Source organism: Pandoraea morbifera (assembly GCF_902459575.1).
Taxonomy (GTDB): domain Bacteria; phylum Pseudomonadota; class Gammaproteobacteria; order Burkholderiales; family Burkholderiaceae; genus Pandoraea; species Pandoraea morbifera.
The window spans coordinates 24,241-50,708 of the sequence record NZ_CABPSD010000015.1; the positions used below are offsets into that span (position 1 = coordinate 24,241).

A 26,468-nucleotide genomic window follows, 5' to 3' on the forward strand; every position below is an offset into this window, starting at 1 on the left:
CATCATGCGAATCCTGATCTCCACCGATATCGAAGGCGTCGCCGGCGTATTCCACGCCGAGCAGACCCGCGCCGGCAACGGCGAGTACGAACGTGCGCGCCGCTGGATGACGCGCGAAGCGAACGCGGCCGTCGAAGGGGCCTTCGCGGGCGGGGCCACCGAAGTCATGGTGAACGACTCGCACGGCGGCTTTCGCAACCTGCTGCCCGACGAACTCGATCCGCGCGCCCGCCTCGTGCTGGGCAAGCCGCGTTACCTCGGCATGGCCGCCGGGGTCGAGGCGGGATGCGACGCCATGTTCATGATCGGTTATCACGGCAAGTCGCAAAGTGCGGGAATTCTGGCGCACACGATCAACAGCTTCGCCTTCGCACGTGTCTGGCTGGCCGGCGTGGAAGCCAGCGAGGCCGCGCTCTACGGCGCGCTCGCGGGCGAGCGCGGGGTGCCGGTGGTCATGGCCAGTGGCGACGATGTTTTCTGCGAAGAAACGCAACTGATCTTCCCGCACGCGCGCTTCGTGCAGACGAAAGCGGCCTGGGGGCAGGGCAGCGGCATGACGCTCAGCCCCAGCGAGTCCTGCGACCTGATCCGCGACGCGGCCAGGGAAGCGCTCGCCGATCCGCGCAAATGGCATGCGTTCAAGGTGGAGACGCCGGTGGAAGTGCGTTTGCAGGCGCAGACCACGGCACTGGCCGATCTCTTTTGCCAATGGCCGACGCTGGAGCGGATCGACGGCGTGACGCTGCAGTTCCCCGCACCGAGCGTCGAAGCGGCCGTGCGCATGCTCAATTGCCTCTCGGCCATGTCGTTCATGCTGCGCTGAACGATGCGGCTGCTGGGGGAATCCGCGCGGTCGGGCCTTCGTGATTTCCCTGACAACCGCGTCGGCGCCGCGCGCGAACCCGCGCCGATGCTGGGCCGCCTACGCCTTGTTGTTAAGGCGCCACTGAATTAGGGTTCCCCGCGTCGGAACGTCAAGGGGCGGCGTGCGATAATCCGTAATATTTTGTAACAGCAGCACCGTATGATCGGTGCCAAGTGCGGATCATCGAGCGCCGGGACATATCGGCGAGGAATCATGGATATCAAAAACGCCCGACGCTGGGCGGAGCCCGGCGCGAAACGATACGTCGGCGCATTAATGGTGGTACTGGCAGCGTTCCTCGTTCGCAGCCTTTTGCATCCGGTGCTCGACCACGCGATGCCAGGCATATTTTTCGCCTGTGCGGTCATTATCGTCGAATTCCTCTGGGGACTCGGGCCGGCGGTCATGGCGATGATCGTCAGCATCCCCATCTTCGATTTCTTCTTCGTGCCGCCGTTTCGCGACGTCACCCAACTGGACCGTCGCGACGCGATGATCGTCGCGGGCTTCCTGATGATCACGCCGCTCGCGGTTGCCCTGATCGAGCGCTTGCGGCGCGCCCAGTATCGCGCGGAGTTGCTTGCCGAGGTATCCCAGACGCGCTACGAAATGCTGCTGCGCGCCGAGAACGAGCGCATGGTGCTGTCCGATTCCGTGCAATTGGGCAACGCACTCATGACGTATCTGACCCGACACCTCGATACGATCTTCTATCTGGCCAATCCGGCCACCCACTACGAATTCCTTGACGAGCACTTCCGGCTGGCGACCGGTGTGGCCCCGGACGTCGCCAGGCGCGACGGCTTGCGGGCCTTGCTCCACCCGGACGATGCGGTGCGACTGGCAGGGCTTTTTTCGGCGGACGGCGAGCGCCCGCAACACGGTGCGCACAATCTGCGCATCCGCACTCGCGAAGGCGGCTACGAGATGTTCCATTGCGAGCTGCAGTATTTTCGCGCCCACGTGGGCACGTACGTGATTCTGCGTCTGCACGCGGGGCCAACCGTGCGTCCCGTCACGCCGCTGCATGCGCTCGCGCCGGCGGCCAATGCGCGCGATGTTCATGAGACGCCGGTCGTCTCCGGCGGGGTTTGACGATGTTCCAGGAAGATATCTTCTACAAGGGCGGTGAGCACGCCGTACTGCTGTTGCCGGGGCTCTCCAGCACGCCGCTCGAGATGCGTCCGGTGGCCAAGGCGTTGCAACGTGACGGCTATACCGTATCGGTGCCGCATATTGCCGGTTACGGACTTGGCTCGCCGTGCACGGACTGGCGTGCCTGGATCGAAGCCGCGCGCGCGAAGTTTCGCGCGCTGCGCGAGACGCACGAGACGGTATCGATCTGCGGTCTAAGCATGGGGGCCACGCTGAGCCTGGCGGTCGCGCAGGCGGAGCCGGACGTGACGGCGCTGTCGCTGTTGGCCGTCACGCTGGTGTATGACGGCTGGACCATCCCCTGGTATTACCCGCTTATCGACCTCGTGTTTCATACGCCGCTGCGCCATCGCTATCGCTATCAGGAGAAGGCGCCCTACGGGCTGAAGAATGAGGCGTTGCGCGCGCGCGTCGCGAAGTCGATGTCGTTGCACGATGCCTCCGAGATCGGATCGGCCTCGTTGCCCCTCGCGCATCTCTATAATGCGCGGCGGCTTGCCGCGCACGTTCGCGCAGGCCTCGAACGTGTAACGGCGGACTGCCTGATCGTGCACGCGGTCGACGACGACACCGCCAGCCCGCACAATGCGCGCATCGTGTACGACGGCGTGTCGTCCGAAGTCAAGCAGAAGTGCCTGCTCGGCGAGAGTTATCACATCCTCACGATGGACAACGAGCGTGAGACCGTGGCGGACGAAACACGTCGCTTCTTCCGCGACGCGATTACCCGGCACACCGGGGCCGCGAGCCCCGAGACCCGCATCATTTCCAAGGCACTGCTGCGCGCCAAACGCCGTCAGGCCGTGGCCTGACGGTTGCCCGCACGGGCAGCACGTCGCCTCGCCGGCGGCCTTCATCGGGGCTAGCGCGACCGTAATGTCATCAAAATGCCATCGATCGGCGGTTAATGTCGGGCTTTTCCGATTTCGCCGTCTCCGAACGGCCGCCGCGCGCCTGCCATGTCATCGCTCGTCATCGAATCCGTCAGCAAGCAGTGGGGCAACACACACGCGCTCGACGACGTGAGCTTTACCGCCGATGCCGGCACGCTCGTCGTTCTGCTCGGTCCGTCGGGTTGCGGTAAATCGACGCTGCTGCGCATGATCGCTGGGCTCGAGACACCCAGTGCCGGACGCATCCTGATCGGCGGCAACGACGTGACCGGACTGCCGCCCGCACGCCGCAAGCTCTCGATGGTGTTTCAGTCCTACGCGTTGTTTCCGCATCTGTCGGTGCGCGAGAACCTGCTGTTCGGGTTGCGCGTGCGCGGCGAGCCGGCACGGGACTATGCCCGGCGTCTGTCGCGCGTGGCGTCGTTGCTCGGCCTGGAACCCTATCTCGAGCGCAAGCCGTCCCAGCTCTCGGGCGGTCAACAGCAGCGCGTGGCGCTGGGCCGGGCCGTGATCGCCGAAACGTCGGTCTGTCTCATGGACGAACCGCTCTCGAACCTCGACGCGCAATTGCGCCAGGAAATGCGTCGCGAGATTCGCGCGCTGCAACAGCAGCTTGGCATGACGCTCATCTACGTCACGCACGATCAGACCGAGGCAATGAGTATGGCCGACCGCGTCGTGCTGCTGCGCAATGGCCGCATCGAACAGAACGATGCGCCGCACGCGCTCTACAGCACGCCGGCCACGCGCTTTGCCGCAAGCTTCATCGGCACGCCGCCGATGCACCTGCTCGAGCTCGAGCGCTGCGGCGATGCGCTCGTGCCCGCTGGGCAGACCGGTCCGGCGCTGGCGCCAGCCGGACCGCTCGACGCCGCGTTGCTCGGCCTGCGTCCGGAGGATGTGCGTGCGGTGTCGCCGACGTCGATGGGGGCGGTGCTCGCCACGGTGAGCGCCGTCGAATACCTCGGGGCGGACACGCTTGTCGCCTGCAGGCTGGGCGCGGCGGGAGAGGTCGCCACACGCGTGCCGGGGCACCGCCCCTTCGTGCCGGGCGACGCCATCGGGTTGCAGTGGCGTGTCGAGGACCAGCATCTGTTCGACGTGACGACCGGCGTGCGCATGAACCTCGACGCGCCGCGTGCAAAGGTCGCGCCGCCCGGTGCGCGAACGAGCGGCGCGCAGGCAACGTCCCCGGCGGCGCTCGCACTGGCCCCGACGGTCGCGGCGGCGTATGCGCCGGAAACGCACGCCTGAGCCTGGGCCCAGGACCGACGGGCCATCGTGGCCCACATCCATTTCAGTCACACCACCACAACGCTTACATGGGGAACCAAGCGATATGCGACGCACGATTCTGAAAACGTTTGCAGCCACTCTGGCCACGCTGGCATTGGGCGGCCTGACGGGCACGGCCGTGGCACAACAGAAGCCGGTCGAACTGACGTTCTATTACCCGGTCGCGGTGGGCGGGCCCGTCACGAAGATCATTAACGATCTGGTGGCGGACTTCGAGAAGACGCATCCGACGATCAAGGTCAAGCCGGTGTACGCCGGGACGTATCAGGATTCCGTCGTCAAGGCATTGACGGCGGCAAAGGCGGGTACGCCGCCGCAGGTCGCCGTGCTCGCCGCCGCCGACGTCTTCACGCTGATCGACGAAGACGCCGTGGTGCCGATCGACAGCATTGCGAACACACCGGCCGACAAGCAGTGGCTCGACAGCTTCTACCCGGCGCTGATGATGAATTCGCGCATCGACGGTCACACCTGGGGCGTGCCGTTCCAGCGCTCGACCATCGTGATGTACTGGAACAAGGACATGTTCCGCGAGGCCGGCCTCGACCCCGAGCGCGCACCCGCGAACTGGACCGAGCTCGCCAGCTACGCACAGAAGCTCACCCGGCGCGATGCTTCGGGCAACGTCACGCAGTGGGGCATCAAGGTGCCGTCGACGGGCTTCGGCTACTGGCTGTTCCAGGCGTTCACCACGCCGGCCGGAATCGAGCTGATGAACGCGTCGGGCAACAAGACGTTCCTCAACGCGCCGCAGGCCGTGGAGTCGCTTCAGTTCTGGGTGGATCTCGCGGCGAAGTACAAGGCCATGCCGACGGGATCGATCGAATGGGGCACCACGCCGAAGGACTTCCTGGAGAAGAAGGCGGCCATCATCTACACGACGACCGGCAACCTGACCAACATTCGCACCAACGCGACGTTCCCGTTCGGCGTGGGCAAGATGCCGTCGAAGGCGCGGGGCGGCAGCCCGACCGGTGGCGGCAACTTCTACGTATTCAAGAAGAGCACGCCGCAGGAGAAGGAGGCGGCGATGACGTTCATCAAGTGGGCCACCACCCCGGAGCGCGCCGCGCAATTCGGCATCGACACGGGCTATGTGGCGGTAACCCCAGCCGCGTGGGAGACGCCGGCGATGAAGGACTATGTGCGGAAGGTGCCTGCCGCCGCGGTGGCGCGCGACCAGCTCGGCAGCAGCGTGGCGGAGTTCTCGACGCACGATAATCAGCGCGTGACGAAAGCCCTCAACGACGCGCTCCAGGCGGCGTTGACCGGCACCAAGTCGCCGAAGCAGGCGCTCGACGACGCGCAGCGCGAAGCGGATCGCATCTTGCGTCCGTACGCACGCTGATCGCCGCCGCCATGCCATGACTTGTGGGGCCGGCGCCGTGCGTCCGACATCGCTCGTGCGCCGGTCCCACGCATCGATTCGATGGACCGTTCCGTGAACCGTACCTTGACTCGCGCCGATCTGCGCTCCCCGTCATGGGTGCCGTGGCTGCTGCTGGCGCCGGCGCTCGTGCTGCTCGTTGCCTTCACGCACTATCCGGCCGTCGCCACGGTGTGGCACAGCGTCTTTTCGACCGCGCGCGCCGGCGCGCCGTCGATCTTCGTCGGCACCGAGAACTATCAATTGCTGCTCGATGACCCGGTCTTCTGGCAGGCGCTGCGCAACAACGTGCTGTTTGCACTGGTCACCGTGCCCGTGGCGATCGGGCTGTCGATCGCCATGGCCTTGTGGGTGCATCGCGAGGTGCCCGGGCGCGCGCTGCTGCGTCTGGCGTATTTCACGCCGGCGATCCTGCCGATGATCGCGGTGGCGAACATCTGGCTCTTCTTCTACACGCCGCAGTACGGACTGATCGCTCAGATCTCGCAGGCGCTGGGCTGGGGCGATCACAACTGGCTCGGCCAGCCCGGCACGGCGCTCCCGGCACTCATGGTCGTGACGATCTGGAAGGAAGCCGGCTTCTTCATGATCTTCTATCTGGCCGCGCTGCAACAGATCTCGCCCACGCTCGCAGAAGCCGCCGCACTGGAGGGCGCCTCGCGCTGGCAGTTCTTCCTCAGGGTGCAATGGCCGCTGCTCATGCCCACGACCGTTTTCGTGGTGATCAATGCCCTCATCAATGCGTTCCGGCTCGTCGATCATGTGGTGGTGATGACGCGCGGCGGGCCGGACAACGCCACGCAACTGCTGCTGTACTACGTCTATCAGGTGGCCTTCAGCTTCTGGGACACTGCCTATGCGGCGGCACTCACCGTCGTGTTGCTCACCCTGCTCGCCATCGTGGCCCTCGTGAAATTCCGTCTGCTCGACTCACGCACGCACTATCAATGACGACTTCCGCCCATCCGTGCGCCGCGCGCGGCGCATCGGCCAGCGCCCGCGCCGCGCAGCCGGCGTTTTCCGTGACCGGCCACACCGGTTTTCCCGACGTGGCAGGGGCCTGGCTGCTCGGCCTGCTGTGGCTGCTGCCATTGCTCTATGCGTTGTGGAGCGCGTTTCATCCGTCGGCCTATGCCACGCGGTTCTCGCCAAGCGCACCGCTCACGCTCGAGAACTTCGTGCATGCATGGCACGCCGCGCCGTTCGGGCGTTATCTGGTCAACACGTTCGTGCTTGTGACGGTGATCCTGGCGGCTCAACTGGTACTCGCCACGCTGGCGGCCTACGCGTTCGCTCGCTTCACGTTCCGAGGTAGCGAGGTCGCGTTCATGGTCGTGCTCCTGCAATTGATGGTGATGCCCGACGTGCTGATCGTGGAGAACTACCGCACGATCGCCTGGATGGGATTGCGCGACACGATCCTCGGCATTGCGCTGCCGTATTTCGCCTCGGCATTCGGCATATTCCTGTTGCGTCAGGCTTTCAAGACGGTGCCGCGCGAGCTCGACGATGCCGCGCGTGTGGAAGGGGCCAGTGCGTGGCAAGTGCTTTGGCGGGTGTACGTGCCGCTCGCGCGTCCGGTCTACGTGGCCTATGCACTGGTATCGATCAGTCACCACTGGAACAACTTCCTTTGGCCGCTCATCGTGACGAACTCGGTCGAGACGCGACCGCTCACGGTCGGGTTGCAGGTGTTTTCGTCGACCGATCAGGGCATCGACTGGTCGCTGATCACGGCCGCGACGTTGATGACGGCAGCGCCGCTGTTCATCGCATTTCTGCTGTTCCAGCGCCAATTCGTGCAGTCGTTCATGCGCGCCGGGATTCGCTGACGGCGCGGTGCTGACGCCGCGCCAAAAAACAACGGCACGCGCGAGGCGTGCCGTTTTCATTTGCGCCGGACGTATCGGCCGGCGTATGCGCGTGCGGGCTTGCGAAGTTACTTGTCGCTCGCCTTCACGAGCAGCACGGGCAAGGTGGTGATGCGCAGCAGCGTTTCCGCCACGCTGCCGAGCAGCAGGCGGTTGATGCCGCGTCGGCCATGCGTGCCCAGCACGATCACGTCGGCGTTCCATTCCTGCGCTTCGCGCAGTACGGCGTCGGCGATTTCGTCGGTGCCGGCCTCCAGCGTGATCATCTTTGTCTCGGCGTCGACACCGCGCTTCTTCAGGTCGGCCTGCGCCGTGGCGAGAATCTCGTGCGTTTCCTTCTCGAACGACTCCTGGCTCTCGAGCGGCACGAACCCGCTGTAGGCGCCGGCGGCGTAGGCGTTGGCGAGCGACGGAACAACCGAGACCAGGCGGATCTTGCCCTGGCTGAGCGCGACGAGCTTGACCGCTTCGTCGATGGCACGGTTCGAGGGCGTGCTGCCGTCGATCGAAACCAGAATGCGTTCGTACATGATGGTGTCCTCTTTGGGCTGGGATTGCGTGAGATGCCTGCCTGACGTGATGCCGCTTCGACGTCGCTCCCCAAGGGGCGGGGGAGGCGGCCGGATGCTTTCGTAGCCGGGTGGCCGGCGGGAACGCTTCAGGATGTTTTCATTCTCGCACCGCGCGTGGCCAAAGTCATCCCGCGCAACGACGGGGAGTTGACCGCGCGCAATAACGCATCGTAATGCCAACGGCCGGCGCTTGCACGCCAGAGGTGTGCGGTTCCGGCAGGTGGTACGCCCCGGAGCGGGGCGATAACGTGCCAACGACCGCGATCAGCTCGGCTGGCAGGCAATCACGATATTGGCGATGCCGCCGCTCACGTCGCGCGTGAGCACGTCGTAGCCCTTTTGCTGGCATTGGGTGCGCGCCCGCTGGTCGCAATCGCCGGCCACGGTGGCCGAGCATTGGATTTGCTGGGTCGGACGGCCGTCCGACGTAAACAGCGGGGCAGACGAGCCGCAGGCGGACAGGGTGGCGGTGAGAAGCCCCGAGGACAGCAGAATGGCGATCTTGGCGAGAGTTTTCATAGTGGTCGTCTTACAAGCTCACGCGAGTATAACGCGGCGATTCGACAGTGCACGCCGGGCGGCCGGCGGTTTTCGCCGCGTCGGTTTCCGAATGCGCTGGCCGACTGCCCGGACCGCCGGTCCCCCGGTCAGGTCGACGGCGGCGTACCCCCGATTGCGCCGACGACCCGCTGGCGGCGCAGCGTGCGCAGGCTGTCGAAGACGATCAATGCCACGCCGATCCAGATGGGGACGTATGTCCACAGGCCGCGTTCGGTGAAGGCCTCTCCCAGCAGGAAGACGGAAACGGCGAACAGCAGCACCGGCTCCACGTAGCTGAGGATGCCGTACACGCCGATGGGCAACATGCGCGCGGCGGCCAGCGTGCTCGCGAGCGCACTGGCGCTGAGCAGTCCGAGCGCGGGTAGCCAGAACCAGAAGCGCGGCTCGGCGATCACACGGGCGTTCTCCGGCCATGCCTGCCACAGCACGACCGCGGCCACGGGCGTCATGGCAAGCAATTCCATGATGAACGCGCTCAGCGCGTCGAGCCGCAAGCGGCGGCGCAGCATGAAATATGGCGGGTAGCCGAACATGATGAGCGCGGTGACCCACGACACGGCACGCGTTGCCCAGAGTTCGTGGGCGACGCCCAGCGCGGCGGCGGCGACGGCGGCCGTCTGTAGCGCGGTGAGCCGTTCCTGGTAGACGGTGCGGCCCGCCAGCACCATGGTCAGCGGCAAGAGGAAGTAGCCCAGTGAGACGTCCAGCATGCGTTGCTGTAGCGGTGCCCAGACGAAAAGCCACAACTGGACGCTCAGCATCGCGGCGCAAAGCAGCACGGCGCCAAGCAGGCCGGGGCGATGAAAGACGTGGGAAAACGTGCTGACGAGCACATTCGTGCGGCGCAGCGCGGCCACGATGACCAGGGTGCCCGGCAGCGTGAGCAGGATACGCCAGGCGAAAACGTCCAGCCCCGACAGGGGCGCCAACTGCGCAACGAGCGCCGGCATGACCGAAAACATGACCGACGCCGAGACGGAGAGCATGACGCCGCGACCGGAAAGCATGGGAATCCTGTGAGATGAGGCTGAATGGGGCGGGGCGCCCCCGGAATCAGGCCGCGAGCATAGCAAATTTGCACCAGATTCGGGCGTTTGTCATACATCCGGCCCAGCCTGGCACGTTCGTACGCGCGTATGATCGCGCTTGATCGAACGTTTTACGAAACGTTTCCCATTGTTGCCGCCTCGTGCGGCTTCCCAGCAGGAGATTCGTGTATGTCGTCCGCCCCCGCCACCCCTGCCGTTGCCGAATATGCTGCGTTTGCCGCCTCGCTCGCCGACGCCGTACGCCCGCTGTCGCTGGGTTGGTTCCGTCGTCGTCTTGCCGTGGACGACAAAGCGGACGAGAGTCCGGTCACGATCGCCGACCGGGAGGTTGAGACCGCGCTTCGCGACAGGATCGCGGCGCGCTATCCGTCGCACGGCATCTGGGGCGAGGAGTTCGGAAAGACCGGGCTCGATGCGGAGTACGTGTGGTCGGTCGACCCGATCGACGGCACGCGCAGTTTCATCACGGGCCATCCGTTGTGGGGCACGCTGCTCGCGCTGCTGCACCGCGGCAATCCGGTCGTCGGCGTGATCGATATTCCCGCTACGGGGGAACGCTGGGTCGGCATCAACGATGCCGAAGCGGGGTTGCGCGAAGCCCGTTTCGGCGGCGAGGCGTGCACGACGAGTCCGGTCACGGCGCTTGCCGACGCGACCGTGTACGCCACGTCGCCCGACATTTTCGATGCCGCCGAGTACGCACGCTTCGAGCGGTTGACGAAGGCGGTCAGTCGGCGCCGGTTCGGGGGCGATTGCTACGCCTACGGCCTGCTCGCCAGCGGGCACATCGAGTTGGTCATGGAGGCTGGACTGCAGACCTACGACTATCTGGCCGTGGCGCCGGTCATCGAGGCGGCCGGCGGCGTGATCACGGACTGGGATGGCAAGCCGCTCACGCTCACCTCGCAGGGGCGCGTGCTCGCCGCGGCCAACGCGACCTTGCACGCCGCCGCGCTGGCGTGCATTCGCGGCGACTGACATCGCCGGCAATGCCGCCTGCCGGCACCCGACCTGCGCTGTGGCGCCGGCGGCGTTGTGGCCGGTCAGGCGGGCCGATGCGGCAGGCCGCGCCAGATGCGCGGCAGCAGCACGCCGAGCACGATGCCGCGCGTGGCGAGAAACGCCATGAGCGCGACCCACAGGCCGTGATTGCCCCAGATGTCGAGCGTGAAGGGCATCACCGCGCCGAAGACCAGCAAGCCGACCAGCGACGATGTGAGCAACTCGCGGGTTCGGGTCGCGCCGATGAACACGCCGTCGAGTTGAAAGCACCACACGGCAACGATCGGCGAGAGCACGGCCCACGGCAGGAATTCGCGCGCGGTCTCGCGCAAGACCGGTTGGTCGGTGAGGGCGTCGATGATCGCCCCGCCCGCCACGGCATAGACCAGCGCGAACCCGCTCGCGCATGCCAGCGCCCAGCCCAGCGACAGCCGGATCGCGCGCAGCAATGCCTGTCGCTCGCGCGCGCCCACGTAGGCGCCGACCAGCGCCTCGGCCGCATGCGCGAAGCCGTCGAGGCCATAGGCCATGAACGTCTGGAAGTTCAGCAACAGGGCGTTGGCCGCCAGGGTGGTGTCGCCGAGCCGGGCGCCGACGCGGGCGAACCAGGCGAACGCCAGTTGCAGGAACAGCGTACGGAGGAAGATGTCGACATTCAGGCGCAACAGACGCCACAGGGCGCTGCGCTCGGCGAGCTCGGCCAGACGCAGCGGCGCCAGCCCGCGGGTGCGCGAACGCCACAGCAACCCGGCGCCCAGGGCGAATCCCAGGACATCGGCCAGCGCCGTGGCCGCGGCAATCCCGGCCACGCCCTGATCGAAGCCGCGCACCAGGATCAGCACGGCCGCGACGTTCACCAGGTTGATGAACACTTGCACCGCCAGGCCCTGACGCACGCGCTGGCACGCGAGCAGATAGCCGAGCACGACGTAGTTGCCGAGGGCGAGCGGTGCGGCGACGATACGGATGCTCGCATATTGGCGTGCCAGCGACTGCACCTGCTCGCTGCCGCCGAGCCACGACACGCCGAGCGATACGAGCGGATGACGCAGCAGAAGCAGCGCCGCGCCGATGAGGAAGGCGAGCGTCAGCGCGCGGGCGAGGGTGTCGCGCAGTCCCTGGGCGTCGCGTGCGCCGAATGCCTGCGCGGCGAGCCCGGTGGTGCCCATGCGCAGAAACGAGAATCCCCAGAAGATCAGGTTCAGCAGCAGCGCGCCCAGCGCAACGCCGCCCAGATAGGCCGGGCCCGGCAGATGACCGGCGACCGCCGTGTCCACGGCCGAGAGCAGGGGCTGGGTGAGGTTGGCGAGCACGATCGGCAGCGCCAGGCGAAGCAGTTGCCGGTGACCGGCGGCCGCGGGGGCAGGGTTCATGGGATGTGGATGCGGCGACCGTTCATGGCGGCCCCGTCAGAAGCCGCTTGCGGCGGCAGGTTGAGCATGCGCCAGATTATAAAGTCCGGGCGATACAATACAGGACTTCTCCGCCATCACTGATCGTGTGCGTATGTCGTCTGCGTCGCTCCCCACCGCGTCCGTGTCTTCTTCAGGCTCCGCCTCCGCTTCGTCCAGCGCGTCCCGGTCGCTCACGACATCGGCGAGGCGCGTCATACGCGCCGCCGCGTCGCTCGTGCATCGCCGTCACGCGCTGGCGGCCGTGTTGTGTCTGGCAAGCCTGCCCGCGCTTGCCGATGTGACCTTGCAGCGAGGCCCGCCGCCGCCGCGCTTCGAGAATCCCCCCGCCGCCCCGAAGGGGCAGTTCTGGGTACCGGGCTACTGGCAATGGAAAGATGGCCGCTACGACTGGGTCGACGGTCACATGGAGGCCAGGCGTCCCGGCATGCGCTACACCGCACCGCACTGGGAAGAAACGGGAGCGCACGAATGGACGTTGCGCGACGGCAAGTGGGATCGCAGCGGCTGGGGGCCAGGCACGATCCACGAAATTCGCGCCCCCGAGTGACGTGCCTCCCGCTGGCTTCCGACGCGAATACTGTTCGAGTGTGACAACACTGTGACAGGACGTCGCGGCCAGTCGCCCGTTTGACGCCTTTTCACCGTTGCGGTCGACGCGCCGCGACCGCTAACCGAACTTCCCGATACCGCTGTGCCGCGCCGTCATCGACGTCTCCGCACCGTCATGTGGGCGCCGCAACTTTAGTCAGTATTCCAATTCAATGTGAAAGGTGCGGCACGTGACGCACACGAGATGCGCTTGTTACGCGAAACATATTGACACGTCCGGAACGTTGAACAACACTATGCCGACACCGCGTCGCCACGAAACGCGGAACAGTCGCAGATCGCGTAATTTTTATGACTGGCATGTTCCGTCGCGCGCATCGCGCAGGCGCGGAAAGTGTCGGATTGCGTGACGTGCGGCTGGAGAGGTATCGCCTGAAGGCTTCCGGGAGGGGGCGAGCGTAATCGATTATCGGGTTGTCTCAACGCCTTGGGATCCGCTATGAACGCCGTACGCTTTGACCGAAGTGTCCCGTGCCGGGCACGCCTCCTCTTCCAGTATCTCGTGGTTCCCACAACATCGCCCGGCGGATTCACGTCGAGGCGCAATGCCCAAGCAGGTTAGGCCGGAGATCCCGGCCTGATGTCTCGATCCGCTCGTCCGGTGTCATCCGGTCTGTCGTCTTCTGAATTTTCCCTGGCCTGCTCCGCACCGGGAAGCCCGGTGTCAGTCGGTCGCGTAGCGAAGCTCGTCGTGTCGTCGGTTGTGGATCCCCCGGGGATCCATCGTGCACCTTAGGCAGGAGCCTTTATGCAGTGTTCGATTCCGCTGTTCGATGCCGTGCCGTTGATCACCGTGTTCGTCTGTGTGGTGCTGGGCCAGTGGCTCGGGCGCATCAGGCTCGGCCCGATTCAGCTCGGTGGCGTGTGCGGTGCGTTGCTGGTCGCGCTGCTTGTCGGACAGACCGGCTGCATGGCAGAGGGGTCGCTCAAGGATTTCGCGTTCGCGCTTTTCATTTTCGCGATGGGCTTTTCCGCCGGGCCTCAGTTCGTGCAGAACCTGAACCTGCGCGGGCTACGCTTCGGCGTGCTCTCCATCATCGAGGTGGTGTTCGTTTTCGGCATCGTGATGATCGCGGTGAAGCTGCTGGGGCTCGATCCAGGCACGGCCGGCGGTCTTGCAGCGGGCGCGGCGACCGAGTCGGCGATGGTGGGCACCGCCATCGAGGCGCTCAACCGGCTCGGCCTCGCGCCGGACAATTTCAATACCTGGCAGGCGAATGTGGTGACGGCCTACACGCTCACCTACGTTTTCGGCCTGATCACTATCGTGCTCTTCACCAATTTGCTGGCGCCGAAGTTGCTGGGCATCGACCTCAAGCAGGACAGTGCGCGGCTCGCACATGAGATGGACGAGGACAACGGCGATGCGCTCGGTGCGCCTGCCGCCCCCGATCTGGTTGGGCGCAGCTATCGCGTGGCGCATCCCGGCCTGACCGTGGCGGCCGTCGAGGGCGCGTTCGAGGGGCGGGTGGCGGTCGAGCGCGTCTGGCGCGCCGCGTCGGCGGTGGCGGTGGCCCAGCCGCTCGCGCTGGAGGTGGACGACGAACTGCTCCTCGTGGGGCGCCGTGACGCCATGCTCGAAGCGCATGCGCTCGTGGGCCCGGAAGTGGCGGGCACGCAAACCAGCGAGATCGTACTCGTCGAGCGCGACTATGTCATGACGAACAAGGCGGCCGAGGGACGTACGGTCAGCGAATTGCGCCGCGAAGCGCCGGTGGAGGTGCGCCACGGCGTCTTCGTCAAGTCGGTGAAGCGCATGGGGTTGCCATTGCCGTCCCTGGGCAAGATTGCACTGCAGATCGGTGACGTCGTGACCTTGCAGGGGCTGCAAAGCGACGTCGATCGCGCGGGCGAGGTGCTCGGCAAGCCTGTGCCGCACGGCAACAAGACGAGTCTCGTGTTTGTGGGCCTCGCGTTGATTGCAGGTCTGTGCATCGGCCATCTGTCGGTGCGCATCGGCGGCGTGCCGATGACGCTCGGCTCGGGCGGCGGCGCGCTGCTCAGCGGGCTGGCCAGCGGCTGGCTGCTCTCGCGGCGTCCGACGTGGGGGACGTTTCCGCCGGCAGCCTACGAATTGCTCAAGGATCTCGGCCTGGCCGTCTTCGTGGTGTGCGTCGGCTTGTCGGCCGGACCCCAGGCGGCCGTACTGCTGCGCGAGCACGGGCTGGCGTTGCCGGTGATCGGGATCTGCGTCTCGCTCGTGCCCGCGCTGGTGTCGCTCTGGGTCGGCCACAAGTTGTTGCGCATCGAAGGGCCGATCCTGATCGGCGCGATTGCGGGGCAGCAGGCAAGCACGCCCGCGATCAGCGCGGTGGTGCAAACGGCGGACAGCGCATTGCCGGTGGTGGGGTACACGGTGACGTATGCCCTGTCGAATGTGCTGCTGCCGCTCATGGGGCCGGCGGTGGTCTTCGTGGCTCATCAGTTCGCGCGTTGATGCATCGGCCCATGTCGCATGGCTGCATGCACGGCCGAATGCACGGCTGAAGCATCGTCGTTGCCTCCCGGTGCGTGGCGGCAAGCAGGGAAGGACGCAAGAACTCATCGGCAAACGGCGGCCTCGCGGACACGATCCGGGGCCGATGCGCGCCGCCCCCAATTCTTGACGGAGGTTCTGTCGTGGAACTCGTGCATTCGATTCTCAATCACGTCCCGGAGGTCGCGATCTTTCTGTCGCTGGCCATCGGGTACGCCATCGGGGCGATCAAATTCGGCTCGTTCCAGTTGGGTGGCGTCGGCGGCTCGCTGCTGGTCGCCGTTTTTGTTTCCCAGATCGGCATCTCGGTGGACGCGGGCGTGAAGAGCATCATGTTCGCGCTGTTCATCTACGCCGTGGGCTACGAGAGCGGTCCGCAGTTCTTCAGCTCGCTCTCGCGCAAGACGCTGCGCGAGATCGCGATGGCCGTGTTCCTCGCGGTGTCGGGCCTCGTCACAGTGCTCATCTGCGCGAAGCTCTTCGGCTTCGACAAGGGGCTTGCCGCAGGCGTGGCCGGGGGCGGACTCACGCAATCGGCCATCATCGGCACGGCGGGTGACGCCATTTCGCGACTCGGCCTGCCGGTCGAGGAAGTCAAGCGGCTCCAGTCCGAGGTGGCCATCGGTTACGCGGTGACTTACATCTTCGGCAGCCTGGGGGCAATCATCGTGTGCGCGTCGCTTGTGCCCAGGCTCATGGGTCGCACGCTCAAGGAAGACGCAAAGAAGGCCGAGCTTGCGATGGCCGGTGGACGCGCGGTGCTGTCGGCGGATCAGGTCGATTCGCTGCCGGCACTCGTCGGACGCGTGTATCGGGTGACGACCGGCGCGGGCAAGCGCGTGATCGACGTCGAGAAGCAACTGACCGACGGCGTGACCATCGAGCGCCTGCGGCGCAACGGCAAGATCATCATCGCCACCGACGATCTGGTGCTCGAAGCGGGCGACGACGTGATGCTCATCGGGCGACGCGAGGCTGCCACCGATGCGTGGCGCCTGCTCGGCGACGAGCAGCGCCCGTCGCAGGATCTCGATATCGCGCTGCGCATGCAGGACGTGGTGTTCGCCCGCAAGGGCGGCAATGGCAAGACGCTCGGCGAACTCAAGGCCGGCGTCGAGCGCGACGTCAAGCACGGCGTGTACATCGCGAAGATCATGCGCATGGGACAGCCGGTGCCCGTGCTCGACGACACGGTCGTGTACCACGGCGACGTGGTGACCCTTTACGGCGCCGACAGCGACGTGCAGCGCGCCGCGGAGGAGGCCGGTTATCCGGTGGCCTATTCGGTGAAGACCGACTACGTGTACATGGGCATTGGCATCGTGGTCGGTTTGCTCATCGGCTACATCGTCGTCAAGGTCGGCGGTATTCCGCTCACGCTCGGCAGTGGCGGCGGCGCGCTGCTCTCGGGCCTGGTGTTCGGCTGGCTGCGCGGCAAGCACCCGACGTTCGGTGCCATGCCGCTTGCGGCGAGTTCGTTGCTCAAGGAACTGGGGCTGGCCACGTTCGTGACCTGCGTGGGGCTGTCGGCGGGTGCACAGGCGTGGCAGACGCTGCAGCAGAGCGGCGTCTCGATCTTCATCGCCGGGGTCATCGTCACCATCGTGCCGCTACTGCTCACATACCTGTTCGGGCGCTACGTGCTGCGCTACGACAACGTCGCCATTCTGGCCGGCGCACTGTCGGGGTCGCGCAGCGCGAATCCCGCGTTCGGAGAGATTCTGGACAAGTCCGAGAGCAACATCCCGACGGTGCCGTTCGCCATTACGTATGCCATTGCCAACGTGCTGCTCACGCTGCTCGGACCGCTGGTCGTGTCGCTCGCCTAGCGGCGGGCCCAGGACAGGATGTCGTGAGGACATTTACCCGGATCGTCCGTCGTCTTCCCCCGGCCTGACGCAAGCGTCAGGCCTGTGCGACGGATTCGTCATCGGTTGTTACTGGTTGTTCATGGAGAAATCGCTATGAAATCGAAGGAACTCGACGCACTCGCCAAACTCAGCCCGTTCGAATTCAAGGACACGCTGATCGAACTCGCGCAGGACAACGGGGCGCAGCGCTCGATGCTGAACGCCGGTCGCGGCAATCCGAACTTCCTCGCGCTTGAACCGCGCCACGGCTTTTTCCAACTGGGCCTGTTCGCCCTGTCGGAGGCGCAGCGCCAGTTCACCTACATGCCCGAAGGCGTCGGCGGCATTCCGCCGGGCAAGGGCGTCGAAGCCCGTTGGCAGGACTTCGCGCGCGAGAATCAGCACGCGCCGGGCGTGAAGTTTCTCGAGAAGGTGATCTCGTATGTCCGCGACCAGATGGGGCTCGTCGTCGAAGACTTCCTCACGGAGATGGTGCACGGCATTCTCGGCTGCAACTATCCGGTGCCCGACCGCATGCTTCGCAACACCGAGAAGATCGCCGCGAAATACCTGCGCCGGGAGATGGTCGGCAAGCACCCGTTCGTGGGCAACTTCGACGTGTTCGCGGTCGAAGGCGGTACTGCGGCCATGACTTATCTGTTCAACACCCTCAAGACGAACCATCTGCTGCAGGCGGGCGACGCCATCGCGCTGGGTATGCCGATCTTCACGCCGTACATCGAAATTCCGGAATTGTCGGACTATCAGTTGCACGAAGTGAACCTGAACGCTGATCCGGCGCTGGGCTGGCAGTACTCGAAGAAAGAACTCGACAAACTGCTTGACCCGAAGATCAAGGCATTCTTCCTGGTGAACCCGAGCAACCCGCCCTCGGTCAAGCTCGACGACGCTTCGCTCGAACATCTGGCCGGCATCGTCAAGAAGCGCCCGGATCTCATCATCCTCACCGACGACGTGTACGGCACGTTCGCCGACGATTTCCGCTCGCTGTTCGCCATCGCGCCTTACAACACCATTCTCGTCTACTCCTATTCGAAGTATTTCGGTGCCACGGGCTGGCGCCTGGGCGCGATCGCCACCCACGAGAAGAATCTGCTCGACGACAAGATCGCCAAGCTGCCCAAGGCGCAGCGAGAGGGCCTCAACGCCCGCTACTCGTCGATCACGACCGAACCCGAAAAGCTCAAGTTCATCGACCGCCTGGTGGCCGACAGCCGCGCCGTGGCGCTCAATCACACCGCGGGGCTGTCCACGCCGCAGCAGGTGCAGATGGCGCTCTTCTCGCTGTTCTGCCTGATGGACGAGCCGGAAGCCTACAAGCACGCCGTCAAGCGCATCATCCGCCGGCGCAAGGCCGCGATGTACCGCGCGGCGGGCATCACGGAGGAGACCGGGCCGAACGCCGTCGACTACTACAACATCCTCGATCTGGAGGTATTGGGCACGAAGATCTACAGCAAAGGCTTCGTGGATTGGTTCATGAAGACGATCGATCCGACGGAGGTGCTGTTCCGTCTCGCCAAGGAAAGTGGCGTGGTGCTGCTGCCCGGGAGAGGTTTCGGCACGCTGCACCCATCGGGCCGCGTGTCGCTCGCCAACCTCAACGAGCCCGACTACATCCAGATCGGCGCAACGGTGCGCAAGCTCATGGATGAGTACAACGAACGGTATCTGGCGGGCGGCGGCAAGACCGGCAAGAAGAAATAGGCCGCGCCGCACGACGTCCCGAAGATTTCGGTGCCGCGCGAGCGCCGCGCGGCATCCGTTAGCCCCCTCGATCGTCCCTCCATGGCGATCGACCATTGCCCGGGAATCGCTTCCTGGGCTTTTTTCAATAAAAATGCCCGCGCGGGGCGGGCAAAAATCACTACAGGGGAAGTCACGCGGTATGAGTGGCAAAGGGGACAAAGAGTTCCCGGCAATTTCTGATGTTTTCAGACTGGCAGGGCGACATGCGATCGACGTAAAATAGCGGCTTGTCGCTATATCGCCTCTCGTGTCGGAACCGGTGCAGAACGCCGAGGGACGACGCCAGCGTGGGGCGGGATTTCCAGGTGTCGAATGTCGGTAAAGCCGGTCGTGCGGAGTCGCCTCCTGCTGGCCGCGTGCCTGAGTGCCGGACTCCCGGTGGGCGCGCACGCACAATCCTTGTTCTCGGATCCCAATCCGCCCTGTTTCACTGAGCAGAATGCCGTGTCCTACGGACTGTGGGATCGTGGCCTGTCGCCTCAGTATCTCGTGCCGCCTCCGCCGCCCCCGCCACCGCCAGCGCCGGTGACACAGGACCCGGGCGCCGCCACCGATCCGATCGCGCTGTTCGCAGGCGCCGACCCCGGCGCTGTCGCCGCCACAGTCGACAGCGAGGCGGCGTCGCGTGCCGCCGCTTCGGCCGCTTCGGCCGCTTCGGCCGCTTCGGCCGCCTCCGCTGCCTCCGCCCCGTCCACGCCTTCCGCAACTTCCGCCGCTTCCGGTGACGCGATAGCCCAAGCGCCGCAACCCGCGTCTGCAGCGCCGGCCGCCAATGCGTCGTCAGCGGACGCGCAAGGTGTGGCCGGCGCGGCGCTCGCGGACGGCGCCGCGCCGGTTGTCCCTGCCTCGCCACCGCTGCCGGCTGCGGATTTCGCCGTCGCGCCGGAGTTGAGTGCCGACGGCACTGCGATTTCCGCCGTCGACATCGACGCCGCATCGGCACCCGCGGCAGCGACCGAGCCTGCACCGCTGCCTGACGTCGCACCGCCGAACGCGTTTCTCGCGCGCGCGTCGTGCTGGCGCGGCATGCCGCGCCACGAAAGCCTCGCGAATCGCAACATTCGCATGCTCATGCGTCGCGGACTCGTGGTGCGCGACGAACCATTGCCGTTGATCGTGACGCGCAGTCGCACGAGCGGGGAGGGCGCCGTCGGTCTGCAGGTGCTCAACGAGCAGCCCTACCAGTTCAACGTCGGCGTGAACAACAGCGGCATGACCACCACGGGCAAGATGCAGGGCACCGCGAACCTGTTGATGAAAAATCCGCTCGGCATGTATGGACAGTTCAACACCACGGTGCGCCAGGATTTGCAGAACGCGCGTCGCGACGCCATGAACCGCGATCTGACGGCCAACTACTCCGTGCCGCTCGATTCGGACTGGACTGTCGGAATCCGGGGTTCGACCAATGCGGCCACTGACCAGGTCGCCGACGGCACCACGCAGACGCAGACCCTGCAGTGGCGCGTGCGCCGCGCGTTCGACGTCACCTCCAATGGGACGACCGGGATCGAGTTGCGCTACAACCGAAGCCGCACCGAGGATCCGAACGCGATCCACACTTACGACAGCTATGCCGAGGTGGGCCTGAGCCACACGCATTACCTTGGCACGTCGAAGCTCGACCTGTCGGTCATGCAGCGGCTGAACGCCCCGTGGATGCCTTCGTCGGCCGGCCCGCCCGGGTGGTCCTACCGCTTCCAGTCGATCGACGCGAAGCTCACCGTGCCGTTCTGACGAACGCCATCACGGTATCGAGCGAAGTCGTTCGCACGAGCATTGCCGGCATGTCCGCGAAGTGCTCGGTATCCCCGAAGAGAATCACGGGCTTGCCAAAGCGCACGGCGAGCCCGACCTCGTCTCGGGTGCCGTGCGCGCCCGGCAACGCCACGATGACGTCGCTCGAGAGCACGTTGATGTGATTGCGTGAGAGCGTCCCCGCAGGCGCATCGGGCCGATGGCGCGGCAACGGGCTCACGATGGGAACTTCGACGAACGGATTCGGATAGCCGGGCAGTGGGCGGTACGTACCGTCGTCACCCGTGGGCTCGGTCGGCACGACGCCGATGCAGCGTCCGGCGCGCTGCGGCACCGCGCAGAAGGCTTCGCTCACGCTCGCCATCACGCCCTGGCCGCCGCCGGTCAGCAGGTGATAACCGGCCAGTGCGAGGGCGCGGCCCAGTGGCGCGGCGAGCTCGATCCACGGCTGTTTGCCGGAACCCATGACGCCGACGGTTTGCGTACGTAGGACAGTGGACATGGCGGTTAGCGGAGTGAGAGCGGTGCCGATGATAAACGAATCGGCGTTGCCTTATGAGGCGGAGAGGCCGATGAGGCCGATGAGAGCGCCGGGCCGTCTGCGCGCGAGGGGCGAAAAAAAACCCGCCGGGTCGGCGGGCTGAGGAAGCAGGCCTCCCACGGGGAAGTGAAAGCCTGGCCTCGCGAGGTGTGTGCGAGACCCGTGTAGTATCGTGATCCTGATGGCGCTTGGCTATGGGCCAAGTCCTAAACTGCGTGTAAGACGCTTTCCAATTCCGTTTCCTAAACTTTCTGACGCTCCAGGGGCGAGAGATGACCGAACCGATTGATACCCTCCCGGCCGATGCCGCCCAGATTGCCGCGATGAAGACGCTTCGCGGCGCGCTGCTTGCACAACACAAGGTGCTCATCGACAACGATCGTCAGCAATACGAAGCAGTATTCGGACCGGTGCCGACGGGGCGTTTCGTGCAGTTGCTCACGGAAGATCCGTGGTTCCGCTGGCTCGATCCGCTCTCACGCCTGATCGTCGCGATCGACGAGTGGATGGAGCAGAAGCCGCCGGTTGCGGACGCGGGCATCGCGCTCGCCGACGAAGCCGCGAAGCTGTTCCGCAACGCCGACGCCGAGTTTGGCGAGCGCTATCGCCTGGCATTGCAGCAGGCGCCGGACGCCGTGCTCGGCCAAAGCCAGGTCGTTGCCGCATTGCGCGCCGTGCCGCAGTCGCCGGCCGACGGATCGCGGCCCACGGCCTCGTCCGCGTCCGACAAAACGGTCCCGAATGCTTAAGCAGGAGGCCGATATGTCGGCAAGCCAGGGGGAGGGCGCTTGAGCAGGGAGGGGGCAGACCGTCAAGCCTAATATTTGTTCCAGTGCTGATCGTTTTTTGAGCAAGGCTCTTGACAGCCCCTGTTCACGGGGCATCCGGAAAGGTGGTGGCAGGTTATCCAGTGGGTTATCCACAAAGGGTGTGGACAACTTTTGCGTGCCCTGGCCTCCAGGGGTGTCTGGCTCCGTGGGAATCCGCCCTGTTGGCTCTATGTCGAAAACCTGGCCGCTGCGACAATGGCCGTTTTCCCCCGTGCCGGAGCTCTACGCTGCCGTGCGTTTTCCGACACGCTCCCGCCACCTCCCATCGACATGACCACTTCGCCCGTCGTGCTGCTGGTGCTGCTCTCGGCACTCATGCATGCCACCTGGAACGCATTTCTCCACGCAAGTCCCGATCGTCTCTGGCAGGTGGGCATGATGGCGGTGCCCCAGTTGATCGCGGCGGTGGTGGGCATCTGCTGGCTGCCCATGCCCCCGATGCAGGTGTGGCCGCTCATCGTGCTCTCGGCGTGCGCGCAGGTGGCCTACACGGCGGCGCTGATCCGGGCGTATCGTGTCGGCGAGTTCGGGCAGATCTACCCGATCGCGCGCGGCATCTCGCCGCTGCTCATCTCGGGGGCGGCGCTGCTGCTCGCGGGGGAGTGGCCGACCTGGATCGCGATGGCGGGCATCGCCTGCATTTGCATGGGCATTCTCTCGCTGGCGTTGCGTGGCCGTCGCTTCTCGGGCGACAGCGTACCGGCGGCCCTGCTCACGGGGGTGTTCATCGCGACCTATACGATCATCGACGGATTCGGTGTGCGATTGTCGAGCGGCAACGGCTTCGGCTATATCGCGTGGGCCTATTTGTTCGCGAGCGTGCCACTCGTCCTGGCGGTCTGGCGATTGCGCGGCGGATGGCGAGGCATGTTGCTCGCCCCGCCACGCCGCGTGAGCGAAGCGCTCGGCGCGGGCATCGTTGCGCAGTGCGCCTACGGCATGGTGGTGTTCGCGCTGCAGTACCTGCCGATGGGCGTGGTCTCGGCGTTGCGCGAATCGAGCGCGATCTTCGCGGTCTTGCTGGGCTGGTTGTTCTTGCGCGAAAAGCTCAATACCCGCCGCATCGTGGCATGCAGCCTTGTCGTTGGCGGTGCGATTCTGATCAAGCTGGGCGCCTAGGGCAGCCTCGGCAGCAAGTGCGCCCGGTACGTCCGATGCATCGGGCGCATCAGGCGCGCAAGCCTTCACCCGCCGCCGGGGGGCGGGTGAGTTCCTCGCGGCGCGGGCATCAGCCGCGCGGCCAAAGCTCGGCGCGATGTGCGTTGATCGCGGCCACGACGATTTCACGCATGCCGTGACCGTCGGTGGCTTCGAGGTGTTCGAGAATCGTCATGCGCATGCGCGGCGCCCAGAAGCGCCGCAGGTGTCCGGCGATGTTCTCGAGCGCTTCGGTGCGATCGGGCATCGTCTCGAAAAAGTCCCCGATCTGATTGGCCATCTTGACCAGGTTGTCGGTGTCCATGATGTTTCTGTCCCCTGAATTCGTTCTCTGTTCGATGGGTGCGTGCCGGCCAGTGGCGCCGGGTGTTGCGCGTGCTGCGCTTGCGTCGCGGCGTGGCCAATGGCCAATCTCGCGTCCGCCGCGCCATCTGTGGCAATAGACGGCGAGGCTCGCCGGCGCGATTCGTCTACCGGCAGTGGACGCGGATTGTCCATGTCCGCGTGCCGCCCGGCGTTCCCCTGCCGGGCGGCCCTCGCCTCAGTTGGTACCGGCTTGCGCCGCTGCGACAGCGTGATCGAGGAACGCTTCCTGCTGGCGATTGAAGTCCGAGTACTGGCGTTGCCATTCCGACGGCTGCGCCACCGGCGTGACCTGCACCGCCGTGACCTTGTACTCTGGGCAATTCGTCGCCCAGTCGGAGTTGTCGGTGGTAATCACGTTCGCCCCCGATTCCGGGAAGTGGAATGTCGTGTACACCACGCCCGGCTGCATGCGATCGCTCACCACGGCGCGCAGTACCGTCTCGCCCGCCCGGCTCTGGATGCCGACCCAGTCGCCATCCTTCACGCCGCGCTCCTCGGCATCGTGCGGATGGATCTCGAGTCGGTCCTCGTCGTGCCAGTGGTTGTTGGCCGTACGACGGGTCTGCGCTCCCACGTTGTACTGGGACAGGATTCGGCCGGTCGTGAGGATCAGCGGGAAGCGCCTGGTCACCTTCTCGTCGGTCGGCACGTACTGCGTGATCAGGAACTTGCCCTTGCCGCGCACGAACTCGTCGATGTGCATGACGGGTGTGCCGTCGGGCGCGTTCTCGTTGCAAGGCCACTGGACGCTGCCCACGCGATCGAGCTTCTCGTAGCTCACGCCGGTAAACGTCGGGGTGAGACGGGCGATCTCGTCCATGATCTCGGACGGGTGCGAGTAGTTCATCTCGTAGCCCAGGCGCTTGGCGAGCTGAATCGTCACTTCCCAGTCAGCGTAACCGGCGCGAGGCGGCATGACCTGACGCACGCGTGAGATGCGGCGCTCGGCGTTGGTAAACGTGCCGTCCTTCTCGAGGAAGGACGAACCCGGCAGCAGCACGTGCGCATACTTGGCGGTCTCGTTCAGGAAGATGTCCTGAACGACGATGCACTCCATGTGCTCGAGCGCATGCGTGACGTGTTGCGTGTTCGGGTCCGACTGCACGATGTCCTCGCCCTGGCAGTACAGGCCCATGAAAGTGCCCGCGAGCGCGGCGTCGAACATGTTCGGAATCCGCAGTCCCGGCTCGGCCTGCAGCTCGACGCCCCACTCGGCCTCGAACAGCGCGCGCGCGGTCGAATCCGACACGTGACGATAGCCCGGCAATTCGTGCGGGAAGGCGCCCATGTCGCACGAGCCCTGCACGTTGTTCTGGCCGCGCAACGGGTTCACGCCCACGCCTTCGCGGCCGATGTTGCCCGTGGCCATGGCCAGGTTGGCAATGCCGATCACGGTCGTCGACCCCTGCGCGTGCTCGGTCACACCGAGGCCGTAGTAGATCGCCGCGTTGCCGCCGGTGGCGTAAAGGCGTGCGGCGCCGCGCACGAGATGCGCGGGCACGCCGGTATGCGCTTCGGTGGCTTCGGGCGAATTCTCGGCACGCGCAATGAAGTCGCGCCACTGGTTGAACGCGCGATCTTCGCAGCGTTCGGCGATGAATTCGTCGGCCATGAGCCCTTCGGTGACGATCACGTGCGCCAGCGCATTGATCATCGCCACGTTGGTGCCGGGGCGCAGTTGCAGATGGTAGTCGGCCTTGATGTGCGGGCTTTGGACCAGATCGATGCGACGCGGGTCGATCACGATCAGCTTGGCGCCCTGACGCAGACGCTTCTTCATGCGCGAGCCGAATACCGGGTGACCATCCGTCGGGTTCGCACCCATCACGAGGATCACGTCTGAATGCTCGACGGACTTGAATGTCTGCGTGCCGGCCGACTCGCCCAGCGTGGCCTTCAGGCCATAGCCGGTGGGCGAGTGACAAACGCGTGCGCAGGTGTCGACGTTGTTGTTGCCGAACGCCGCGCGCACCAGCTTCTGCACGAGGTAGTCCTCCTCGTTCGTGCAGCGCGAGGACACCAGGCCGCCGATGGAGTCGCGGCCGTACTTGGCCTGAATGCGCTTGAATTCGGACGCCGCGTAGTCGAGTGCCTCGTCCCACGACACTTCCTGCCACGGATCGGTGATCTTCTTGCGAATCTTGGGCGTGAGAATGCGGTCCTTGTGCGTGGCGTAGCCCCAGGCGAAACGACCTTTCACGCAGGCGTGGCCCTCATTGGCCTGACCGTCCTTGTGCGGCACCATGCGCACAACCTCATTGCCCTTCATTTCAGCCTTGAACGAGCAGCCCACGCCGCAATAGGCGCAGGTCGTGATCTTGGCGTGCTCGGCCTGGCCGAGATGAATGACGGACTTCTCCTGGAGTGTGGCGGTCGGGCAGGCGGCCACGCAGGCGCCGCACGATACGCACTCCGACTCCATGAACGGCTGGTCCTGCCCCGCCGACACGCGCGCTTCGAAGCCGCGACCCGAGATCGTCAGGGCGAAGGTGCCCTGGGTTTCTTCGCAGGCCCGTACGCAGCGGTTGCAGACGATGCACTTGGAGGCGTCGTAGGTGAAGTAGGGGTTCGACTCGTCTTTCTCGCTGTCGAAGTGATTGGCACCGTCGAAGCCGTAGCGCACCTCGCGCAGACCGGTCACGCCGGCCATGTCCTGCAGTTCGCAATCGCCGTTGGCGGCGCAGGTCAGGCAGTCGAGCGGGTGATCGGAGATGTACAGCTCCATCACGCCTTTGCGCAGTTCCTGGAGCTTCGGGGATTGTGTGCGCACCTTCATGCCGGGCTCGACCGGCGTGGTGCACGACGCGGGGAAGCCGCGGCGGCCCTCGATTTCCACGAGGCACAGGCGGCATGAGCCGAACGGCTCGAGCGAGTCGGTGGCGCACAGCTTCGGAACGTTGACGCCACCCTCGGCGGCGGCACGCATGATCGAGGTGCCGGCGGGCACGGTGACCTGCTCGCCGTCGATCTCCAGCGTGACTTCCTGCGTCGATTCGCGGCGCGGGGTACCGTAATCCTTCTCAAACATCGGGTCCATCATGGTG

General features: G+C 65.6%; 23 protein-coding genes. 15 read left to right on the plus strand and 8 right to left on the minus strand.

The window, feature by feature from the left end:
• Positions 1–4: 4 nt before the first annotated feature.
• From PMO31116_RS19975 to PMO31116_RS20005, 7 genes are all read left to right on the plus strand, one after another.
• Positions 5–823 (plus strand): M55 family metallopeptidase, encoded by an 819-nt coding sequence (locus tag PMO31116_RS19975; protein ID WP_150568219.1) that lies wholly within the window; start codon positions 5–7, stop codon positions 821–823.
• 255 nt (positions 824–1,078) lie between these two features.
• Positions 1,079–1,960, plus strand: coding sequence for a DUF4118 domain-containing protein (locus PMO31116_RS19980; protein WP_174971528.1), 882 nt, complete (start codon positions 1,079–1,081; stop codon positions 1,958–1,960).
• 2 nt (positions 1,961–1,962) lie between these two features.
• Positions 1,963–2,832, plus strand: coding sequence for an alpha/beta hydrolase (locus PMO31116_RS19985; RefSeq protein WP_150568221.1), 870 nt, complete (start codon positions 1,963–1,965; stop codon positions 2,830–2,832).
• 147 nt (positions 2,833–2,979) lie between these two features.
• Positions 2,980–4,167, plus strand: coding sequence for an ABC transporter ATP-binding protein (locus tag PMO31116_RS19990; protein ID WP_150568222.1), 1,188 nt, complete (start codon positions 2,980–2,982; stop codon positions 4,165–4,167).
• Between the two features lie 85 nt (positions 4,168–4,252).
• On the plus strand, positions 4,253–5,557 hold the full coding sequence (locus PMO31116_RS19995; protein ID WP_150568223.1) for an ABC transporter substrate-binding protein: 1,305 nt from the start codon (positions 4,253–4,255) through the stop codon (positions 5,555–5,557).
• A 93-nt stretch (positions 5,558–5,650) separates the two neighbouring features.
• Positions 5,651–6,547, plus strand: coding sequence for a carbohydrate ABC transporter permease (locus PMO31116_RS20000; RefSeq protein WP_246185397.1), 897 nt, complete (start codon positions 5,651–5,653; stop codon positions 6,545–6,547).
• Positions 6,544–7,428, plus strand: a complete 885-nt coding sequence (locus PMO31116_RS20005; RefSeq protein WP_246185398.1) for a carbohydrate ABC transporter permease — start codon at positions 6,544–6,546, stop codon at positions 7,426–7,428. The genes PMO31116_RS20000 and PMO31116_RS20005 overlap by 4 nt, the downstream gene beginning before the upstream one ends.
• Before the next feature lie 107 nt (positions 7,429–7,535).
• On the opposite strand, the gene PMO31116_RS20010 is transcribed toward PMO31116_RS20005, so the two are convergent.
• The 3 genes from PMO31116_RS20010 to rarD all read right to left on the minus strand — a co-directional run bounded on the left by PMO31116_RS20010 (position 7,536) and on the right by rarD (position 9,607).
• Positions 7,536–7,997, minus strand: coding sequence for a universal stress protein (locus tag PMO31116_RS20010; RefSeq protein WP_023873578.1), 462 nt, complete (start codon positions 7,995–7,997; stop codon positions 7,536–7,538).
• 306 nt (positions 7,998–8,303) lie between these two features.
• Positions 8,304–8,558 (minus strand): hypothetical protein, encoded by a 255-nt coding sequence (locus tag PMO31116_RS20015; protein WP_150568225.1) that lies wholly within the window; start codon positions 8,556–8,558, stop codon positions 8,304–8,306.
• 128 nt (positions 8,559–8,686) lie between these two features.
• The gene (gene rarD, locus PMO31116_RS20020) at positions 8,687–9,607 is read right to left on the minus strand and encodes an EamA family transporter RarD (RefSeq protein WP_150568226.1); all 921 of its coding nucleotides are present in this window, start codon (positions 9,605–9,607) and stop codon (positions 8,687–8,689) included.
• 210 nt (positions 9,608–9,817) lie between these two features.
• On the opposite strand from rarD, the gene hisN reads away from it, so the two are divergent.
• Complete coding sequence (gene hisN / locus PMO31116_RS20025) at positions 9,818–10,627, plus strand: histidinol-phosphatase (protein WP_150568227.1); 810 nt, start codon at positions 9,818–9,820, stop codon at positions 10,625–10,627.
• A 65-nt stretch (positions 10,628–10,692) separates the two neighbouring features.
• On the opposite strand, the gene PMO31116_RS20030 is transcribed toward hisN, so the two are convergent.
• A complete protein-coding gene (locus tag PMO31116_RS20030) occupies positions 10,693–12,024 on the minus strand; it encodes an MATE family efflux transporter (protein ID WP_150568228.1) in 1,332 nt (443 codons plus the stop codon).
• Between the two features lie 36 nt (positions 12,025–12,060).
• Positions 12,061–12,261 carry a hypothetical protein gene (locus PMO31116_RS24145; protein WP_246185399.1) on the minus strand — a complete coding sequence of 67 codons (201 nt, stop codon included), beginning with the start codon at positions 12,259–12,261 and terminating at the stop codon, positions 12,061–12,063.
• 19 nt (positions 12,262–12,280) lie between these two features.
• Here PMO31116_RS24145 and PMO31116_RS20035 point away from each other — a divergent pair, with 19 nt between their 5' ends.
• From PMO31116_RS20035 to PMO31116_RS20055, 5 genes are all read left to right on the plus strand, one after another.
• Positions 12,281–12,613, plus strand: coding sequence for a hypothetical protein (locus PMO31116_RS20035; RefSeq protein ID WP_246185400.1), 333 nt, complete (start codon positions 12,281–12,283; stop codon positions 12,611–12,613).
• Positions 12,614–13,423: 810 nt separating this feature from the next.
• Entirely contained in the window at positions 13,424–15,112 is a 1,689-nt protein-coding gene (gene aspT / locus PMO31116_RS20040; protein WP_150568230.1) for an aspartate-alanine antiporter, read from the plus strand.
• A gap of 182 nt (positions 15,113–15,294) precedes the next feature.
• The gene (gene aspT / locus PMO31116_RS20045; RefSeq protein WP_150568231.1) at positions 15,295–16,980 is read left to right on the plus strand and encodes an aspartate-alanine antiporter; all 1,686 of its coding nucleotides are present in this window, start codon (positions 15,295–15,297) and stop codon (positions 16,978–16,980) included.
• A 135-nt stretch (positions 16,981–17,115) separates the two neighbouring features.
• On the plus strand, positions 17,116–18,729 hold the full coding sequence (locus PMO31116_RS20050) for a bifunctional aspartate transaminase/aspartate 4-decarboxylase (protein ID WP_150568232.1): 1,614 nt from the start codon (positions 17,116–17,118) through the stop codon (positions 18,727–18,729).
• 486 nt (positions 18,730–19,215) lie between these two features.
• Positions 19,216–20,508, plus strand: coding sequence for a ShlB/FhaC/HecB family hemolysin secretion/activation protein (locus tag PMO31116_RS20055; RefSeq protein ID WP_150568233.1), 1,293 nt, complete (start codon positions 19,216–19,218; stop codon positions 20,506–20,508).
• Here PMO31116_RS20055 and PMO31116_RS20060 read toward each other — a convergent pair.
• Positions 20,492–21,031 (minus strand): SLOG cluster 4 domain-containing protein, encoded by a 540-nt coding sequence (locus PMO31116_RS20060; protein WP_246185401.1) that lies wholly within the window; start codon positions 21,029–21,031, stop codon positions 20,492–20,494. The two genes, PMO31116_RS20055 and PMO31116_RS20060, sit on opposite strands and share 17 nt — an antisense overlap.
• A 311-nt stretch (positions 21,032–21,342) precedes the next feature.
• Here PMO31116_RS20060 and PMO31116_RS20065 point away from each other — a divergent pair, with 311 nt between their 5' ends.
• Together PMO31116_RS20065 and PMO31116_RS20070 are read left to right on the plus strand one after the other, a co-directional pair.
• Positions 21,343–21,819 carry a hypothetical protein gene (locus PMO31116_RS20065; RefSeq protein WP_150568234.1) on the plus strand — a complete coding sequence of 159 codons (477 nt, stop codon included), beginning with the start codon at positions 21,343–21,345 and terminating at the stop codon, positions 21,817–21,819.
• 351 nt (positions 21,820–22,170) lie between these two features.
• Positions 22,171–23,019 carry an EamA family transporter gene (locus PMO31116_RS20070; RefSeq protein WP_150568235.1) on the plus strand — a complete coding sequence of 283 codons (849 nt, stop codon included), beginning with the start codon at positions 22,171–22,173 and terminating at the stop codon, positions 23,017–23,019.
• 109 nt (positions 23,020–23,128) lie between these two features.
• On the opposite strand, the gene PMO31116_RS20075 is transcribed toward PMO31116_RS20070, so the two are convergent.
• Positions 23,129–23,362 carry a formate dehydrogenase subunit delta gene (locus PMO31116_RS20075; RefSeq protein WP_023596929.1) on the minus strand — a complete coding sequence of 78 codons (234 nt, stop codon included), beginning with the start codon at positions 23,360–23,362 and terminating at the stop codon, positions 23,129–23,131.
• 237 nt (positions 23,363–23,599) lie between these two features.
• Entirely contained in the window at positions 23,600–26,464 is a 2,865-nt protein-coding gene (fdhF, locus tag PMO31116_RS20080; protein WP_150568236.1) for a formate dehydrogenase subunit alpha, read from the minus strand.
• Positions 26,465–26,468 lie beyond the last annotated feature (4 nt).